This is a genomic window from Pseudoalteromonas sp. MB47 (assembly GCF_011319765.1).
In the GTDB taxonomy this organism is placed as follows: Bacteria; Pseudomonadota; Gammaproteobacteria; order Enterobacterales; family Alteromonadaceae; genus Pseudoalteromonas; species Pseudoalteromonas simplex.
In genome coordinates this window covers 16,475-34,136 of the sequence record NZ_VFBD01000023.1, presented here as the reverse complement: position 1 = coordinate 34,136, position 17,662 = coordinate 16,475, and the positions used below count along the sequence as shown (strand labels likewise).

Here is a 17,662-nt window from a genome sequence, read left to right as displayed (position 1 = left end):
GCACGCAAACCTGATGGTTCGAACTTGCTCTTTCATTCAGACCAAGGAGCTCAGTATGTCGCAAAGGAAACAGTGAAGTGGTTAACGAATAGAGGTGTCACAGTGAGTATGTCTAGAAAAGGCAACTGCTGGGATAACGCGTGCTCAGAAAGCTTTTTCGCGCAGTATAAAAAGGAGTGGATAAAGAATTTAAATGAACTGAGTCGTAGTGAAATGACAACACAAACGTATTTTTATATTGAAAAATACTACAACTCAGTAAGAAGGCATGGCACCCTAGGGTATAAAAGTCCCATGCAGTACGAACAAGTTAATTAAACCCTGTGTCTACTTTATCGGGGTCAGATCAGACGGCTGACGGCTGACGGCTGACGGCTGACGGCTGACGGCTCAGTTAACCAACTCCCTCACTATCGCAAACAAGTCACTCGCTAACATGCCTCTTTCGCCTTCACGTTCTGCGGCAATGTCACCGGCTTTTGCATGTAAGATTACGCCTAAGCAAGCTGCTTGCTGAGGAGTAACCCCCTGTGCGATTAGTGCCGCTATGATACCTGTTAATACATCGCCACTGCCGCCAACAGCAAGTGCAGGGTTACCGTCGGTACACACCCATGTTTGGTTATTATCAGCAATTAAACTGCCAGCACCTTTGAGTACACAAGTAGTGGTATAGCTACGTGCGAGCTGCTTTACCGCATGAAAGCGATTTTCTTCAATATCGCGAGCGCGACAATTAAGTAACCTTGCAGCCTCACCGGGGTGTGGTGTGATTACGGTATTAGCCAATGGAAATGACGAAGCATGCTGAGCCATTAAATTAAGTGCATCTGCATCAATAACCAGAGGCTTGTTATTAGTAAAGCAATACTGCATTACTGCTTCAAAGGTTGTTTCCGACCAAGTGTCTTGACCAAGTCCTGGGCCAATAGCCACACAGGTTGCCCACTCTAGGGCGCTAATCAGGTTTGTATCTGTCACCATTAGTTCTGGCCGGCCAATACTCACTGGTAGAATAGAGCTACTATGGGTATACACTTTGACCATACCCGCACCGGTGCGAAGCGCTGCCTCTGCAGTTAAACGAATAGCGCCTGCAGTGCCTGAATTACCACCAATACACAGCAATTTACCATGGCTGGTTTTATGGCTGTTGTTATCGCGATCAGAAAGCCTCGGCTGTGTCTGATAATTGATAAGCTCTGCCGTGGGTGATGTCAGTTTTAAAAAGGCATCTTCAATACCTAAATCATTAAACTCTAATGTCCCTGCATGCGCTCTACCTTGCCCTGTCACTAAACCTTGTTTAATCCCCACAAAAGTCACAGTGAGCGCGGCTTTTATTGCCACTCCTTGTACGACACCTGTGTCTGCATGAATGCCTGAAGGTAGATCAATAGCAACTATCGGCACTTGGCTTTCGTTGGCAGCTTTAATCAGCTGTGAAAAAGGCTCGCGCACCGCGCTTTGAATTCCCGTGCCAAGCAGGCCATCAATAATGATATCTGCTTGCTCAATAGCACTGGCATCAGCGGTAATTGTCCCTCCTGCGTTGAGCCAAGCTTGCTGAGCACTGAGCGCATCACCTTTGAGCGGTTTATCAGGTATTGGTGCAATAACCGTAACCTGTTTGCCCGCTTGTTTAGCTAAACGAGCAACAACATAACCATCGCCGGCATTATTACCAACGCCCGCTAACACAACGAATGTACTTGCTTTAGGAAAATAGCTGATAGCTTGCTGATAAGTTGCCAGCCCTGCTCGCTCCATAAGCTCATACAAGGTGATACCAGAACGCTTAGCTGCGGGTCCTTCATGGTCACGCACTTGCTCTGCTAAAAATACTGACTGCGAGAGAACAACTGACATATCTATCCTTAAATTGGCCTTTTAATCAGCATATAAGCACAGATAAGTGCAGTCAATGAGGCATAAAAAACGGCGCGTAACTTACATTACGCGCCGTTTCTTTAAAGCTATAGTGACTTACTCAGTGTCTGGTAAGTTGCGACCGTAGAAGATTTCTTGCATCTCGCGGGTCAGCTTAGAGTAGATAACTTCTTCTTCTTCTTCAGAAAGATCTGCTGTAGAAACACCGAATAGGTAAGTATTCAAGTCAGTTTCTTTTAACATCATCTTCGTGTGGAACAAGTTCTCTTGATACACGTTCACGTCCATCATTTGGTACGCTTCTTTGGTATCTTCAGTCATGTAGTTCTGAATTGAGTTAATTGCGTGATCGATATAGTGTTTAACACCATCTACGTCACGAGTAAAACCACGTACGCGGTAGTCAATTGTTACAACATCAGACTCAAGGCTGTGAATTAAGAAGTTTAACGCTTTTAATGGCGAAATAATGCCACACGTTGATACTTCGATATCAGCACGGAACGTACAAATACCATCATCAGGGTGTGCTTCTGGGTATGTGTGAACACAGATGTGGCTCTTGTCTAAGTGCGCTACTACTGTTTCAGGAAGAGGGCCCGGCGCCTCATCAACGTCATACGTTGTTTGTTGCTCAATTGGCTCTTCAGAGATCAAGATTGTCACGCTGGCACCTTGCGGATCATAATCTTGGCGAGAAACATTTAGAATGTTTGCGCCAATAATATCCACAACTTCACCTAAAATATCGGTAAGGCGATCAGCACTGTACTGTTCGTCGATATATTCAATATATTCTTTACGCTGTTGTTCCGTCTTTGCGTAACAAATATCGTAAATACTAAAGCTTAAGCTCTTAGTTAAGTTATTAAAGCCATGAAGCTTAATTTTATCGAAGGGTTTATTCATGCTAAACCAACCTTAAAACGAGTGAAACCTGCACCAGCAGAAATAAAAGTTCGCGGATTTTATACGAATTTTCTGCTCGGAAAAAGCGTTATTTTACCTGTTCTTGCACAACTTCATGACTATGCGTAATTTCTACTGTCTTATCAAGCATTAAGGCTACAGAACAATACTTTTCAGCAGACAGTTGTACCGCTCTTGCAAGGTGCTTTTCAGAGACATTATCACCGGTAACCACAAAGTGTAGGTTAATCTTAGTAAACACGCGAGGCGCTGATTCAGCACGCTCAGCTGTTAGCTTAACTTGCACATCAGAAAATGACTGCTTGGCTTTTTTTAAAATACTAACAACATCAACAGATGAACAACAACCTGCTGACATTAAAACCATTTCCATTGGGCTTGGCGCAGCACTATCGCTACCTGCATCAAAAACTACATTATGACCTGAATTTGAAAGGCCAATAAAAGTATCGCCTTCTACCCATTTTACATTCGCTTGCATGTGCTTTATCTCTTAAAGTTATTTTGCTTGATTGTAAGCAAGTCACACACAGATGCAAGGGATAAGAGGTGAGCTTTAAAGGAAAGCGAGTTGCCTAACGTTGAGCTGCTCGCTTAAAGACTAGAAATTGTGTTGTGCTTTATACATTAGGCACTTTCTACAACAGCACTATCAAATAAGTTTTTCACTAATCCAGCAAACTCATCTATAAACGCGTGCTGTTCAACGGTTACTGTATGATTGGTGACGCTGCTTAGCACTTCTTGTAAGTCATATACGATACCGTCGACTTCGCGAACAATTTGGCTGCGTTGTTCAGTACTAAGCTCAGTGTGTTGCTCGCAAAGTAACATGACATTTTCTGCTATCACATCTTCAATCAGCTCTAACACTGTTGGAGCTCCTGGTTTAATTTGACCCGGCTTCTCAAAAAGCGCTAAATTTTGAGTGAGATACATGACAAGATCATCGTACCCTTGCCTATCTAAAACCATACGACTACACACCTAATAAAAAACTATCTCTTTAGATTTAAGCAGAAAGCGCTTTTAATTGCTACCTTTGCCAAGCATCTCATACAAAAAAAGCAGCCGAAGCTGCTTTTTGTAATGATTTACGATTATTAATCAATTTTTAAGCCTGGGCTTAATGTCGCTGGCATTGCTACTTTTTCAAGTTCTACCGAAGCAACCGGATATGCACAATAGTCAGCAGCATAATATGCGCTTGCTCTGTGGTTACCTGATGCACCAATACCACCAAATGGTGCAGCACTTGATGCACCCGTGATAGGACGGTTCCAGTTTACGATACCCGCACGAATACGACGTAGGAAATGGTCGTAATCTGCTGCACTGTCGCTTAATAAGCCAGCTGATAAACCAAAGCTTGTGTCATTCGCTTTATCAATAGCAGCATCAAAATCAGTGAAACGGAATACTTTAAGCAGTGGTCCAAAGTGCTCTTCGTCTGGGAAGTTAGCTACATTTGTACACTCTAAAATACCCGGAGTTACGAAACCGGTATTTTCTTTATGTGTAAGCTCAACAAGCACTTCTGCGCCAAGCTCAACAAGCTGCTGTTGCGCTTTGACCATACCAGCTGCTGCCGCTGAAGAAATCATTGACCCGATGAAAGGTTGATCTTCTGCGTCGTAGTCACCGACTTTAATTGCTTTCGTTGCTTTAATAAGACCCGCTAGGATGGCGTCACCCTGCTCGCCTGCTGGTAAGAATAACTTACGCGCACATGTACAACGCTGACCTGTAGAGATAAACGCAGATTGAATAATATCGTGGATAGCCGCTTTAGTATCAGCAACATCAGTAACGATAAGCGGGTTATTACCACCCATTTCTAAGGCTAAGATTTTACCCGGTTGACCAGCAAACTGTTCATGTAAAATATGACCAGTGCGCGAAGAGCCCGTAAAGAATAAACCGTCAATCCCTTTATGAGATGCCAGCGCTTTACCCGTTTCTACTTCACCTTGCACAAGGTTGATAACACCTGCAGGCAGGCCAGCCTTTTGCCATAACTTTAACGTTAACTCAGCAACTGCTGGCGTTAGCTCAGACGGCTTAAATACCACGGTATTACCAGCTAGAAGTGCAGGCACAATGTGACCATTTGGTAAGTGACCAGGGAAATTATAAGGACCAAACACAGCTACTACACCATGAGGCTTGTGGCGGATCATCGCACGCCCTTGTGGCATTGGGTTTTCAACATCACCTGTGCGCTCTAAAAATGCTTTTTCAGAGATAGCAATTTTACCCACCATCGCACCAGCTTCAGTGCGTGTTTCCCAAAGTGGTTTACCTGTTTCTTGTGCGATAGCAATCGCTAATTCTTCGCTGTGCTCTTTAAGCGTTTCTGCGAATGTTTTTACAATCGCTAAACGCTCTGCAAATGTTTTATCAGCCCAGCTGTAAAATGCTTCACGTGCAGCAGCGACTGCGCCGTCTACTTGTTCAGCAGTGGCAGTGTTTGCTTGCCAAATTACATCATTATTTGCTGGGTTTACAGATTGAAAAGTATGACCAAGGCCTGCTTGCCATTGACCATTAATAAATTGCGCTGCATGAGTCATTAATATGTCTCCTGAATTCTATAGTTTTGCAAGTGATACTGAATCACCCGCTTCTAAGTGAAGTGCTTTTGCTAATTCACTTGAGATTGTAATGCTATCGGCATCACATGATAGGCTAACTTGAGTCACGGTTGCTCTAAAATCAGCAATTTTATCATTTGCTAACAATACCGTAGTGTCGCCTTGGCTTTCACCAATTTCTACTTTAACCGTTTGGGCATTTCTCACTGTAGCAATGTTATCAACTTTTGCTTCAACAGTTGGGCCTGCATCAAAAATGTCTACATAACCATTGAAGGTAAAACCTTCGCTCTTTAAAAGTTCAATCGCAGGGCGTGTATTATTATGCACTTGACCAATCACAGCTTGCGCATCTTTGCTCAGTAAGTTGACGTAAATAGGATATTTCGGCATTAACTCGGCAATAAATACTTTTTGGCCAATACCCGTTAAGTAATCTGCCGTTGGAAAGTCCATCGAGAAAAAGTGCTCTTCTAGCCATTGCCAGAATGGGCTTTCGCCATTGTCATCAGAAACACCACGCATCTCAGCAATTACGGTGTCAGCAAAACGCTCTTTATGTTGATTAATAAACATAAAACGCGCTTTTGAAAGCAATTTACCGTTATTATTTTTACGGTAGCCATCTTTTAAGAATAATGTGCACAGCTCAGTTGCGCCGGTGTAATCGTTACACAGGGTTAATATATCAACGGCTTTATACACGTCTAGCGTACGAGAAGAATGAATCACTTTGCTTAGATGATAATGATAAAAAGCATCATCTAAACCAACTGCAGCTTCAATCCCCGAAGTCCCTACAACTTCACCCGTTTCGCTATCTTCAAGAACAAACAAGTAACCTTCATCACCTGGCTGTTGCGCAGCTTTTGCAAATGAGCTGACAGAATGATCAATTTTCTTTTGTAATAACTCTTCATTATTAGGCAAAGACGTAAAGCCATGGCCTGACTCATCAGCAATCTTTACTAACGCTTGGTAATCGCTTTGCTGGATTGGGCGAAGGATCATCATAAGTCCGCTTGCTCCCTTATAAATAACGGTAAATTAAGAAATGTGGGCAAGCTTAACTTGCCCTGAAATGACAGTTTCGTTTAGCCGTTAACGACTTTTGCAACTGCTTTTTCGAAACGAGCCATACCTTCGCGGATATCAGCTTCTGGAATTACAAGTGACGGAGTGAAACGAACAACATCAGCGCCAGCTACTAAAGACATAACGCCTTCTGCAGTACCAGCCACTAAAAACTCTTTTGCACGACCTTTGAATTGCTCTGTTACTACAGCACCAATTAATAGACCTTCGCCACGGATTTCAGTGAATACATTGTACTTTTCGTTAATCGCAGTTAGTAACTCACGGAATAACGCTGACTTTTCTTTAACGCCGTTAAGTACTTCTGGTGTATTTACTGTGTCGAATGCAGCTTCAGCTACTGCACACGCAAGTGGGTTACCACCGTAAGTAGAACCATGAGTACCCACTTTTAAGTGCTTAGCAATATCAGTTGTGGTGATCATCGCACCGATAGGGAAACCACCACCTAATGCTTTTGCAGTCGTTAAGATATCTGGAGTTACATTTAGACCTTGATAAGCATAAAGCTCACCCGTACGGCCAACACCGGTTTGTACTTCATCAAAGATTAGTAGTGCATTGTGTTTAGTACACAGTTCACGAACACCCTCAACAAACTCAGCAGTTGGCGAAATAATGCCACCTTCACCTTGTAGAGGTTCCATCATTACCGCACAAGTATTGTCTGAGATAAGCGCTTCAAATGCCGCTAAATCGTTGTAGTCACAGTGAACGATATCACCAGGTTTTGGACCAAAACCATCAGAGTATGCAGCTTGACCGCCTACTGTTACAGTGAAGAAAGTACGGCCGTGGAAACCTTTGTTGAATGAGATAATTTGTGACTTTTGCTCACCAAAGTTATCAAGTGCAAAACGGCGTGCAAGTTTAAGTGCCGCTTCATTTGCCTCTGCACCTGAATTAGCAAAATATACTTTTTCAGCGAACGTTGCATCAGTTAGCTTTTTAGCTAAGCGAAGCGCTGGCTCATTAGTCATTACATTTGATAAGTGCCAAATCTTTTCGCCTTGCTCTTTTAATGCACTTACAAGAGCTGGGTGACAATGGCCAAGACAGTTAACAGCAATACCACCCGCAAAATCGATAAATTCACGACCTTCTTGGTCCCATACGCGAGAACCTTCGCCTCGAACTGGAATAACACTTGATGGTGCATAGTTTGGAACCATTACTTGATCAAATAATTCGCGATTGACTGTCATTTTATATCCTCATAATTGTAAGCACACACAGAGTTTGGTGGCGCTTTAAAGCAAAACTAAGCCATTTTACTTAGCCGATTGAGCTTAGCGCAAAATCACCAAAATTACTCTTTGGTTCAATTTTCATTCATCCATTATTTCAGAAAATTTTCGTTATGTCTCTTAGAAAACTTTCATGCAGGCCTTGAAAACAAAGGGCTTGAGATATTTTTTCATGGATAGTGAATAACTATTTGAAGGCCTTTTTTTGCTCGAAATACTACAAAAAGGCGTAAGGCTAGTGAGCCAAGCACTGGCTAATGACAAAAACTTTGTCGCTGTGGATTGATAAACAATGAATGAATAGTCGCAAAAAAATTAACAATTTTTTTAATTAATTTGGATATGAAAGTGATCAAAATTGCATTTAGCTAACTGTTCAAGCTCTTCCTTAGTGAAATCGAAGTGTGCAAACCAACGCTCAGTTTCGTCACTTTCGACCAATTGATGCTCATTTAAACTTAAAAACTGAGCGTAACAACGTGCTTTTAAAATCACCTTGGTAAGCGGCAAATATTCATCGTTTTTAGCTAATGGAGTCGTTAACTGCTGCATCACCGCATTAAATGGTAAATACCTAAAGGCCATTTGTTCAATTACTGTTGCGGTTACTTTTAATGACAACTTGCTAAGCAAACTACTTAAAAACAAAGGATCAGGCTTGAGCTCTAATAATGCGGTATGTAAGTCTTTCTTTTGTTCATCACGCGCCATAGTTACTTTACGCTGCCAAACTCGCTCAAAAGTGCGTAAATACAAACGTACTAAGGCAATCTTCCCAACATCAAGCAGCATTCCAAGCGTAAATGCATGTTCTTCATTTACGCCATTTAGCTTTGCTATTTCTTGCGCTGCAATGGCACACGCCATTGAATTATCTCTTAGTCGACGCTTTAAAAGCGGGAATGGCTCAGTACTATGAGGCATCCAGTGGCGTACAGCAAATGTCGGCACAACAAACTTCAAGTTATCTAAACCAATGTAACGAAGTGCTAAAAGCGGGTTATCAACTTTAACGGAAGTATGCTTATTACGTTGTTGACGGTAAAAAGGCAAGTTCACAAACGCGACTAGCTCGCGCCCCAGCCAGCTTAAATCTTTAACCAAAGGCTCAAGTCGACCCACTGAAGCTGAACGTACAGCTAAAATATCTAAAATAGCAGGTACACTGTCTTGAATCCCAATCGTTTCGTGAATTACAGTATCAATATCTTCAAGCTGCTTATTCATCGCTGTTTCAATAACTTGATGTAACTGCTTACTCGCTTGAGCACGATATTTATGATGCGCCGTGCTTACCTTCTGACGTTTTTTTTCAGCAGCAACTTCTACTTCTAATAAAGTACGTTGCTCCATTGACTCGCCATAATCGATTTCTAAGGTATGAATAAAGCCAATTTGGCGCTGCGCAAAACTATGACCAAGCAAAAGATCGTGCGCGCGCTCATTAAGCACCATCGCAGTCCTTTGTTGTCGGGTTTCTTCAGTCATTTGCACAGGCGTATTGTCGGTCATATTTGTTAATTCACTAGCCTAAGATTAGAAGCGAGTTAAAAAGTTAGCAAGTAATTCAAGCCCTTGTTGGGTCAAAATTGCTTCGGGGTGAAATTGCACGCCTTCAAGTGCTAAATCATTATGCATGATCCCCATAATTTCATCAAAATCAGAATTTTGTTCTGTCCATGCAGTAATAGTGAAGTCACTAGGTAAGCTTTGTTTATCAACCACAAGTGAGTGATAACGACACACCGTCAGCGGGTTAGCTAAACCATTAAACACACCTTGGTTGCTATGCTTAACTAATGATGTTTTGCCATGCATCACTTGCTTAGCGCGAATAACATCAGCACCCAGAGCCTGAGCAATGGTTTGGTGCCCTAAGCAAATACCGAGAATTGGCAACTGCCCTTTTAGTTGTTCCACCACTTGTAAAGAAATACCCGCTTCGTTTGGCGAACAGGGCCCAGGTGAAAGTACGATGTGCTCTGGGTTAAGCTGTATAATCTCAGCGATACTGATCTCATCGTTTCGTTTAACTAATACATCTTGATCCAAGCGCTGAAAATATTGCACTAGGTTGTATGTAAACGAATCATAATTGTCGATCATTAACAGCATTGCGTGTAACCCAAAATTACTCAGTCAAAATAATGAAGGCGCATTTTACCCCAAGCACACATAAATGTCGGCAAAAAATGGCTTATTCATCAGCGATTAGATGCGCTGTAAGGTCTGCCCTTTCTTGCTCATCAAGTTTTTGCGAGCATTTATTTGCAAAGTCGTAACGTACTAGTACGGTTTTACCAACGGCACAGCAGTTATCCTGCTGCCAAGCCTCTTGGCGCAGTACGAATGAACTTGAGCCGACATGCTCAACACTGGTTTTCACTGTGACATCGTGACCATAAAACAACTCACCCACAAAGCTTACTTCAACCTTAGCAATGATCAGTTTCCACTCATAAGGGTTTAAATCAGGCGTAAAAAACCTGAAAATAGGCGCTCGGGCGGCTTCAAACCATACAGGGAGTACTGTATTGTTGATGTGCCCTAGCACATCTGTTTCGCTAAAGCGTGGTGTGATAGTTTCAGTAAACATAGTAACCCTATAAAAAATATAAACTAAAGGTAGCTCATGACGGACTTTATTCGCGTATACGAAAACGCCCTCAGCAAAGAATTTTGCGACAACTTTATCACGGTATTTGAACAAAGCCCGCATTTAAAACAAGGCACTACCTCAGGCGGAGTAGATTTAGCGAAAAAAGACAGCCGCGATTTATACCTTAATAATCACTCTGAATACGCTGAGCAACTTAAGCATATTCAACAAACGACTGCGGGTTACGTCTTCAAATACCTTGAAGAGCATATTTTTATGATGATTGGCGCCTTTGGTTTAAAGGTTTACCATCCGCAAACAGGCAAACCTGTTGACCTAACACAAGATAACTTTGAAGAAGTCGGCAAACCACAATTGCCATTACTCGTGCAGCAGATTTTTCGTATGGGCCCTATTCAAGCACAAAAATACGATATCAATAAAGGTGGTTACCCTTATTGGCATAGTGAGGTATACCCGCAAGCAGGCCATAACGAGGCCCTTCATCGCGTGTTATTATTTATGTTTTATTTAAATGATGTAGAAGAAGGTGGTGAAACAGAGTTTTACTATCAACAACGAAAAATATCGCCAAAACAAGGTACTATGGTCGTAGCGCCGGGCTATTTTACCCACACGCACCGTGGTAATAAGCCTATTTCAAATGACAAGTATATTTTAACCTCGTGGGTCTTATTCAACCGTGCAGAACAAATTTATGGACAACCACAATCTTAGCGGCAAGCTGTTAGTAGAAAGAATGCAACGTTTGATATCACGCTTTTTATGCTAACAAAAAGCAGCCCACTCGGGCTGCTTAAAACTAATAGCTTAAAACCAACAACTCAGCTTTAATCTGCCAGTAATTGATCAAATAAATCGAAAACCTTATCAAGCTCATCAATAGTGTTGTAATGCATACAACCAATGCGTACTACACCGCCGGTTTCTAATACACCTAGCTGCTTACATAGACCTTGTGCATAAAAGTTACCGTCCCACACGCAAATATGTTGCTTACCTAAAAATTCAGACACAACGCGTGGTTCGATGCCTTCAAACGTTAAAGCAAAAGTCGGTGTGCGTGAAGCTACGCGCTCTAGATCATCAATACCGAACAACTTGATGCGCGGGTAATCAGCTAAACGCGTTAAGAAATGCTTACTTAATGTCATTTCGTGCTGTTTAGTCATAGCAAATGCAGCAGCTAATTTATCTCGGCGTGAATGAGTATCATCAAGCTCACTAATTGCAGCAATGTAATCAACAGCAGCAATTAAGCCAGCTAGCGCTTCAAAGCTTTGTGTACCCGTTTCCCAGCGACCTGGCGCAACATCTTTTGCAGGTTCAACTTTATATGGTGTGAAACCTTCAAGGTGCTCACGTTTGCCATAGACAATACCAAGGTGAGGACCAAAGAACTTATATGCAGAGCAGGCTAAGAAGTCACAATCAAGTGCTTGTACGTCTACTAGCTCATGAGGTGCATAATGTACGGCATCAACATAAACTAGCGCACCAACAGCATGTGCAAGCTCAACGATGCGTTTAATGTCATTAATTGAACCAGTGGTGTTTGATGCATATGTCACAGCAACAAGCTTTGTTTTGCTAGATAAAAGGCTTTCAAAATGTGCCATATCTAGGCTGCAATCAGCTTCGTTGATAAGGGTAGTTTTTACTGTCGCGCCTTTATCTTCAGCAGCTTGCTGCCAAGATGATACGTTTGAGAAGTGATCAGCATTGGTGACAATAATTTCATCATCAGCAGTCCAATCACGTGAGATGGCACGGCTAAAGCTAAACGTTAAGCTTGTCATGTTTGCACCAAACACGATTTGCTCTTTAGATGGCGCATTTAATAAATCAGCTGCAGCTTGGCGAGCATTTGCCATTAACTCTACCGTTTTATCACTTGAGAAAAATGCACCGCCTAAGTTTGAGTTGAAGTAACCCAAATATGCACTCATAGCGCTTAGCACTGACTGTGGTACTTGCGAGCCACCCGGACCATCAAGGTAAATCGGTGACTGGCCTGCAACTTGTTGCATAAGTGCAGGGAACTGGCGACGTAATTGCGTTAAGTTCATAGTTTACCCTTACGCAGTTAGTACGAAGCAATCAAGGTAACCTTCTTTGCTTGCGTCTAATTTATTCATTGGTGTAGCGTTGTGCCATACTTCACGGTCATTAATCAGTGCGAACATGCCGTCTTTAATTTCCATTTTGAAACATGGTTCAGCTTGTTGGTGTTCATAAACAAGTAGCTCACCACCCTCTAGGTTTTCGTGTGATACGCCACATACGCATACGTGATCAAAACCATCTTGATGAACACCTTCAGGTGCAGCGGGTGTGTCGCTATCGATCGCAAGCATTCTGAACTGGTGAATTTCAATAACGCGATCATCGCTTATGCCTGTCATATCGCGAAATTGATTAACGATTTGCTTCATGCCATCAGTCGCTAATAAGCTATCTTCTAGATTTTCATAAGTACGCTCAACATTACCTTGGAAGGTATTGATTGAGTCATCTTGCACAAATGCTTTTGTTGGTTGTAGTTTTAATTCACCATCAACAACTTTGATTACTGAATAACGACGCTTACGAAATTCACCATCTGCGTATGGGTTTGCAGGTAGGTTAGCAAAAGAAGGCTTAACTGCGTCAATATGTGCTTGGCTTACAAAACGAAGCTGTAAAAGGTTCTGGTTGTTTAATGTAGTCATTTCGATCTCGCCTTAATACGTTGAGAATATTGGCGAGGATTTTAATGCAATTGGTAGGAAATTTTTGCGTTATTATGTAAACGCTGATGATGATTTATGTAGCTTTAAGATCGTATTTATAAATATTTTAGAAATTTTATCTAAAATAAAAAGCCCGCTAAAAGCGGGCTTTATTGTCATTTAATTTAGCTAAAATTAAACAGCTTGCTGAACGATTACTTTGTCTGCCTTTTTAGTGTATTGAGGCATACGGTGGAAGTTCAGGTAACGATAAGTATCAGCTGCAGTTGCATTGATCTTATCTGCATACTCTTGGTACTCAGCAGGTGTAGGTAGTTTACCTAAGATTGCCGCTACTGCTGCAAGCTCAGCTGATGCTAAGAATACGTTAGCGCCAGTACCAAGACGGTTAGGGAAGTTACGCGTAGAGGTAGAAACAACTGTTGCTTTATCAGCAACACGTGCTTGGTTACCCATACATAGTGAACACCCTGGCGTTTCGATACGTGCACCTACGCGACCAAAGATACCGTAGTAACCTTCGTCAGTAAGCTGGTCTTTATCCATCTTCGTTGGTGGTGCAACCCAAAGTTGAGTTGGGATACGGCCACTGAAACCATCTAGTAGTTTACCTGCAGCACGGAAGTGACCGATGTTAGTCATACAAGAACCGATGAATACTTCGTCGATTTTCTCGCCTGTTACGTCTGAAAGAAGACGCGCATCATCTGGGTCATTTGGAGCACAAAGGATTGGCTCTTTGATGTCTGCAAGATCGATTTCAAGTACGTGCTTGTACTCTGCATCTGCATCAGCTTCCATAAGTTCTGGGTTAGCTAACCACTCTTGCATTGCTGTGATACGACGCTCAATAGTACGAACATCGCCGTAACCTTCAGAGATCATCCACTTAAGCATTACGATGTTTGACTCAAGGTATTCAGCGATAGACTCTTTAGAAAGTTTAACAGTACAACCTGCCGCTGAACGCTCAGCTGATGCATCAGAAAGTTCGAAAGCTTGCTCAACTGTTAGGTGCTCAACACCTTCGATTTCTAGTACGCGACCAGAGAATTCGTTAATCTTACCTTTCTTCTCAACTGTAAGAAGACCTTCTTTGATACCGTAGTAAGGGATAGCATGAACTAGGTCACGTAGTGTGATACCTGGCTGCATTTCACCTTTGAAACGTACTAAGATTGACTCAGGCATATCAAGAGGCATTACACCTGTTGCTGCTGCGAATGCTACCGCACCTGAACCCGCTGGGAATGAAATACCTAGAGGGAAACGAGTATGTGAGTCACCACCAGTACCTACTGTATCTGGTAATAACATACGGTTTAACCATGAGTGGATTACACCGTCACCAGGACGTAGTGATACACCGCCACGGTTCATGATGAAATCAGGAAGTGTGTGGTGAGTGTTTACGTCGATTGGCTTAGGATAAGCTGATGTATGACAGAAAGACTGCATTGTTAGGTCTGCAGAGAAACCTAAACACGCAAGGTCTTTAAGTTCGTCACGCGTCATAGGACCTGTTGTATCTTGCGAACCAACAGTTGTCATTTTCGGCTCACAGTATTGACCAGGACGTACGCCAGGCATGTTACATGCTTTACCAACCATCTTCTGAGCTAATGTGAAGCCTTTACCAGAGTCAGTTACAAGCGCTGGCTTACGGAAGATATCTTCTGCTTCCATACCTAGTGATGCACGTGCTTTATCAGTTAAACCACGACCAATGATCAATGGAATACGACCACCAGCACGCACTTCATCAAGAATTACGTCTGATTTAAGAGAGAAAGTCGAGATTACTTCATCAGTACCGTGACGCTTAACAACACCTTCGTATGGGAAGATATCGATTTGGTCACCCATGTTTAGCTCATCAACAGGTAGTTCGATTGGTAATGCACCAGAGTCTTCCATTGTGTTGAAGAAGATAGGAGCGATTTTACCGCCTAAACATACACCACCAACGCGTTTGTTCGGTACGTGAGGAATATCATCACCCATGAACCAAAGTACAGAGTTAGTTGCAGATTTACGAGATGAACCCGTACCAACTACATCACCAACGTATGCAAGAGGTAAACCTTTCGTTTTAAGCTCTTCTAGTTGTGAGATTGGACCAACTTCACCTGGCTTTTCAGGATTGATACCATCACGTTCGTTCTTCAGCATTGCTAAAGCGTGTAGTGGAATATCAGGGCGAGACCATGCATCTGGAGCAGGTGAAAGATCATCAGTATTTGTTTCGCCAGTTACTTTGAATACGGTAACTGAGATTTTTTCAGCAACTGCAGGCTTGTTCACAAACCACTCAGCATTTGCCCAAGATTCGATTACTTGTTTAGCAAATTCATTACCCGCTTTCGCTTTTTCTTCTACATCATAAAAAGCATCAAACATTAATAATGTGTTTGATAAACCTTTAACAACGATTGGCGCTAACGCTTCGTCATCTAAAAGGTCAATCATAGGCGCGATGTTGTAACCACCTAGCATAGTACCAAGTAGCTCAGCTGCTTTTTCTTTTGATACAAGTGGAGAGCTCGCTTCACCTTTTGCAACTGCAGCCAAGAAACCTGCTTTGATGTAAGCAGCATCATCAACACCTGGTGGTACACGGTTAACTAGAAGATCAACGATAAACTCTTCTTCACCTGCCGGTGGATTTTTGATTAATTCAATAAGATCAGCCGTTTGCTGAGCATCTAATGGCGCTGGTACGATACCTAACGCGGCACGTTCTTCTACGTGTTTACGATATTCTTGTAGCACAATATTGCCCTCTTGGTGACGTGAAAGTACTCGGTAGTATTAAGCTAAATACCAATTAAGACCCAGTACTTATAGTATTCTGACAGTTAATTATAAAGCTTTTAAGTATAGATGAAAATCCATGCGGTAAGTAAGGAGTTTAATAGTCACTATAAATACCATGAATAGTACTAAAAAAAAACGCTATTCAAATGAATATTTATTAAGAATCATTCCTATCTAACCAATTCCTAGTACTTAGAAAAGAAAAAACCCAGCACTAGGCTGGGTTTTTAAAATTTGCGTAAAGAGTTAGATTAACGCTCTACTTTAACACGCTCAATGACAGTTACTTTCGCTTCAACACGACGGTTTTCGGCGTGAGCTTCTGGTGTGTTAGCTGGGTTTTTAAGACGCTCTTCACCCATACCAACAGTAGTTAGACGCATTGGATCAATGCCATCTTCGATTAGTTTCTTAGCAACCGCATCAGCACGTTTCTTAGATAACCACTTATTGTAGTCAGCTTTACCTACTGATGAAGAATGACCTTCAAGCACTACGTCAGTACCTGGGTGCTCTTTTAAGAATGCTGCTGCAGCATCAATATCATCTAGGTATTGTTGAGATACTTTAGATGTGTTGTTAGGGAACGTGATTAGTAAGCTCTTAGTTACTTCACGATCTTCATATAGCGTACAACCAGTGCCATCAACAGCGTCAGTCATTGGTGTATTTGCACATTGATCGTCTGCATCAGGGATATTATCGCCATCGCTATCTACTGGTTCTACAGCAACAGGAACAACCGTAGGAGCAGGCTCTACAGGCTCAGCTGGCGCGCTTTGAGCACCGAAGATGTAGCTAAGACCTAATTTAGCACCCACATCTGTATAACCACGGTCTAGACCTTGGTATAAAGACGTTTCTGCATTAAATGCGAAATGCTCTGTAAAGTAGTGTTGATAACCTGCACCCACATTAGCAAACATTAAATCTTCATCAACCGCATCAAGATTTTTTAAACCAAAAATACCGTAGAAAGGACCACCACCAAAGTGGTAAAGACCATCAATACCGTAACGCTTACCACTTTCTGAACCACTCATCGACGTACCGTCGTTTAATTCAGCTTTCCAGTCAAAATCCATATCAGCGTATTCTAGACGCGCACTCCAGTAATCACTGAAGCGGTAACCTAACTCTAGACCCCAGCCTGTTGAATCATCAACATCAAGACCGCCTGGTGCGTAGTCACGAACATTTTCCCATGAATTATCATAGTAATCGCCAAACGCACCAATATAAAAACCTTGCTTTTCAGCAGCGAAGCTAGAAGCACTTGTTGCAGCAAGAGCTAAAGCTATAGTTAGTGATTTTAGTTTCATGTTTCCTTCCCTTCCATTTAAGTAACTAAAGGCTGTGTAGCCTACACTCAGTCAAGATAGATGATGAGTAATTAATCCAAACTTAATAAACTCAAACAACTAGTAAATTTTTATAATTCCGTAGCATCAACTAAATACAGCGACATAAAGCACCTTAATAATCCATGTCGGACTGGTGCAAATTACACATCATTAAAAATAATTATATTACCTAATGATAATTCAACAAGGTAATTAAGTACCATACTACAATATTTTGATCTTTGATTAGGTGATTCATATCAATATACGATGCTTATTACATCAGAAATTGGTACAAACTAAGGTTAACTTTTTTCTTTGGAAAGTAAATATTGATTTTTTATTTAAAAAAACCGGACTAATAAAATTAGTCCGGTCACGTTATATGTTATTC

At 41.9% G+C, this 17,662-nt stretch carries 16 protein-coding genes; 2 read left to right on the top strand and 14 right to left on the bottom strand.

From position 1 onward, the window contains the following. On the top strand, nucleotides 1–318 hold a 318-nt coding region (locus tag IMPJCBKJ_RS13205; RefSeq protein ID WP_166340660.1), incomplete at its 5' end, for an integrase core domain-containing protein. 72 nt (nucleotides 319–390) lie between these two features. Here the strand turns inward: IMPJCBKJ_RS13205 and IMPJCBKJ_RS13200 are convergent. The 10 genes from IMPJCBKJ_RS13200 to IMPJCBKJ_RS13155 all read right to left on the bottom strand — a co-directional run bounded on the left by IMPJCBKJ_RS13200 (nucleotide 391) and on the right by IMPJCBKJ_RS13155 (nucleotide 10,352). Beyond that, a complete protein-coding gene (locus IMPJCBKJ_RS13200) occupies nucleotides 391–1,869 on the bottom strand; it encodes an NAD(P)H-hydrate dehydratase (RefSeq protein ID WP_166340659.1) in 1,479 nt (492 codons plus the stop codon). A 117-nt stretch (nucleotides 1,870–1,986) separates the two neighbouring features. Next, nucleotides 1,987–2,799 carry an adenosylmethionine decarboxylase gene (gene speD / locus IMPJCBKJ_RS13195; protein ID WP_054552422.1) on the bottom strand — a complete coding sequence of 271 codons (813 nt, stop codon included), beginning with the start codon at nucleotides 2,797–2,799 and terminating at the stop codon, nucleotides 1,987–1,989. An 88-nt stretch (nucleotides 2,800–2,887) separates the two neighbouring features. Next, complete coding sequence (locus tag IMPJCBKJ_RS13190; protein WP_054552421.1) at nucleotides 2,888–3,301, bottom strand: OsmC family protein; 414 nt, start codon at nucleotides 3,299–3,301, stop codon at nucleotides 2,888–2,890. 146 nt (nucleotides 3,302–3,447) lie between these two features. Next, nucleotides 3,448–3,795, bottom strand: a complete 348-nt coding sequence (locus IMPJCBKJ_RS13185; protein ID WP_054552420.1) for a DUF3802 family protein — start codon at nucleotides 3,793–3,795, stop codon at nucleotides 3,448–3,450. Nucleotides 3,796–3,923: 128 nt separating this feature from the next. Next, nucleotides 3,924–5,393, bottom strand: coding sequence for a succinylglutamate-semialdehyde dehydrogenase (gene astD / locus IMPJCBKJ_RS13180; protein ID WP_166340658.1), 1,470 nt, complete (start codon nucleotides 5,391–5,393; stop codon nucleotides 3,924–3,926). 18 nt (nucleotides 5,394–5,411) lie between these two features. Next, the gene (astA, locus tag IMPJCBKJ_RS13175) at nucleotides 5,412–6,428 is read right to left on the bottom strand and encodes an arginine N-succinyltransferase (protein ID WP_166340657.1); all 1,017 of its coding nucleotides are present in this window, start codon (nucleotides 6,426–6,428) and stop codon (nucleotides 5,412–5,414) included. A gap of 80 nt (nucleotides 6,429–6,508) precedes the next feature. Next, entirely contained in the window at nucleotides 6,509–7,714 is a 1,206-nt protein-coding gene (locus IMPJCBKJ_RS13170) for an aspartate aminotransferase family protein (protein WP_054552417.1), read from the bottom strand. Nucleotides 7,715–8,083: 369 nt separating this feature from the next. Next, entirely contained in the window at nucleotides 8,084–9,244 is a 1,161-nt protein-coding gene (locus tag IMPJCBKJ_RS13165; RefSeq protein ID WP_138618066.1) for an HDOD domain-containing protein, read from the bottom strand. Nucleotides 9,245–9,292: 48 nt separating this feature from the next. Next, on the bottom strand, nucleotides 9,293–9,871 hold the full coding sequence (locus IMPJCBKJ_RS13160; protein WP_166340656.1) for an aminodeoxychorismate/anthranilate synthase component II: 579 nt from the start codon (nucleotides 9,869–9,871) through the stop codon (nucleotides 9,293–9,295). A gap of 82 nt (nucleotides 9,872–9,953) precedes the next feature. Next, on the bottom strand, nucleotides 9,954–10,352 hold the full coding sequence (locus tag IMPJCBKJ_RS13155) for a thioesterase family protein (protein ID WP_138602459.1): 399 nt from the start codon (nucleotides 10,350–10,352) through the stop codon (nucleotides 9,954–9,956). Nucleotides 10,353–10,388: 36 nt separating this feature from the next. Between IMPJCBKJ_RS13155 and IMPJCBKJ_RS13150 the strand changes: the two genes are divergently transcribed. Continuing rightward, entirely contained in the window at nucleotides 10,389–11,093 is a 705-nt protein-coding gene (locus IMPJCBKJ_RS13150) for a 2OG-Fe(II) oxygenase (RefSeq protein WP_166340655.1), read from the top strand. Between the two features lie 113 nt (nucleotides 11,094–11,206). Here the strand turns inward: IMPJCBKJ_RS13150 and IMPJCBKJ_RS13145 are convergent, their stop codons facing one another. The 4 genes from IMPJCBKJ_RS13145 to IMPJCBKJ_RS13130 all read right to left on the bottom strand — a co-directional run bounded on the left by IMPJCBKJ_RS13145 (nucleotide 11,207) and on the right by IMPJCBKJ_RS13130 (nucleotide 17,247). After that, the gene (locus tag IMPJCBKJ_RS13145) at nucleotides 11,207–12,445 is read right to left on the bottom strand and encodes a cysteine desulfurase-like protein (RefSeq protein WP_166340654.1); all 1,239 of its coding nucleotides are present in this window, start codon (nucleotides 12,443–12,445) and stop codon (nucleotides 11,207–11,209) included. Between the two features lie 9 nt (nucleotides 12,446–12,454). Next, entirely contained in the window at nucleotides 12,455–13,087 is a 633-nt protein-coding gene (locus IMPJCBKJ_RS13140; protein ID WP_054552412.1) for a 2OG-Fe dioxygenase family protein, read from the bottom strand. Between the two features lie 195 nt (nucleotides 13,088–13,282). After that, a complete protein-coding gene (acnB, locus tag IMPJCBKJ_RS13135; RefSeq protein WP_054552411.1) occupies nucleotides 13,283–15,880 on the bottom strand; it encodes a bifunctional aconitate hydratase 2/2-methylisocitrate dehydratase in 2,598 nt (865 codons plus the stop codon). A 296-nt stretch (nucleotides 15,881–16,176) separates the two neighbouring features. Continuing rightward, on the bottom strand, nucleotides 16,177–17,247 hold the full coding sequence (locus tag IMPJCBKJ_RS13130) for an OmpA family protein (protein WP_054552410.1): 1,071 nt from the start codon (nucleotides 17,245–17,247) through the stop codon (nucleotides 16,177–16,179). Nucleotides 17,248–17,662: the final 415 nt, after the last annotated feature.

Excerpts from the sequence above, each read along its gene's own strand:
- IMPJCBKJ_RS13200 (WP_166340659.1), bottom strand. The coding sequence starts at position 1,869 with ATGTCAGTTGTTCTCTCGCAGTCAGTATTTTTAGCAGAGCAAGTGCGT.
- speD (WP_054552422.1), bottom strand. The coding sequence starts at position 2,799 with ATGAATAAACCCTTCGATAAAATTAAGCTTCATGGCTTTAATAACTTA.
- IMPJCBKJ_RS13190 (WP_054552421.1), bottom strand. The coding sequence starts at position 3,301 with ATGCAAGCGAATGTAAAATGGGTAGAAGGCGATACTTTTATTGGCCTT.
- IMPJCBKJ_RS13185 (WP_054552420.1), bottom strand. The coding sequence starts at position 3,795 with ATGGTTTTAGATAGGCAAGGGTACGATGATCTTGTCATGTATCTCACT.
- astD (WP_166340658.1), bottom strand. The coding sequence starts at position 5,393 with ATGACTCATGCAGCGCAATTTATTAATGGTCAATGGCAAGCAGGCCTT.
- astA (WP_166340657.1), bottom strand. The coding sequence starts at position 6,428 with ATGATGATCCTTCGCCCAATCCAGCAAAGCGATTACCAAGCGTTAGTA.
- IMPJCBKJ_RS13170 (WP_054552417.1), bottom strand. The coding sequence starts at position 7,714 with ATGACAGTCAATCGCGAATTATTTGATCAAGTAATGGTTCCAAACTAT.
- IMPJCBKJ_RS13165 (WP_138618066.1), bottom strand. The coding sequence starts at position 9,244 with ATGACTGAAGAAACCCGACAACAAAGGACTGCGATGGTGCTTAATGAG.
- IMPJCBKJ_RS13160 (WP_166340656.1), bottom strand. The coding sequence starts at position 9,871 with ATGCTGTTAATGATCGACAATTATGATTCGTTTACATACAACCTAGTG.
- IMPJCBKJ_RS13155 (WP_138602459.1), bottom strand. The coding sequence starts at position 10,352 with ATGTTTACTGAAACTATCACACCACGCTTTAGCGAAACAGATGTGCTA.
- IMPJCBKJ_RS13150 (WP_166340655.1), top strand. The coding sequence starts at position 10,389 with ATGACGGACTTTATTCGCGTATACGAAAACGCCCTCAGCAAAGAATTT.
- IMPJCBKJ_RS13145 (WP_166340654.1), bottom strand. The coding sequence starts at position 12,445 with ATGAACTTAACGCAATTACGTCGCCAGTTCCCTGCACTTATGCAACAA.
- IMPJCBKJ_RS13140 (WP_054552412.1), bottom strand. The coding sequence starts at position 13,087 with ATGACTACATTAAACAACCAGAACCTTTTACAGCTTCGTTTTGTAAGC.
- IMPJCBKJ_RS13130 (WP_054552410.1), bottom strand. The coding sequence starts at position 17,247 with ATGAAACTAAAATCACTAACTATAGCTTTAGCTCTTGCTGCAACAAGT.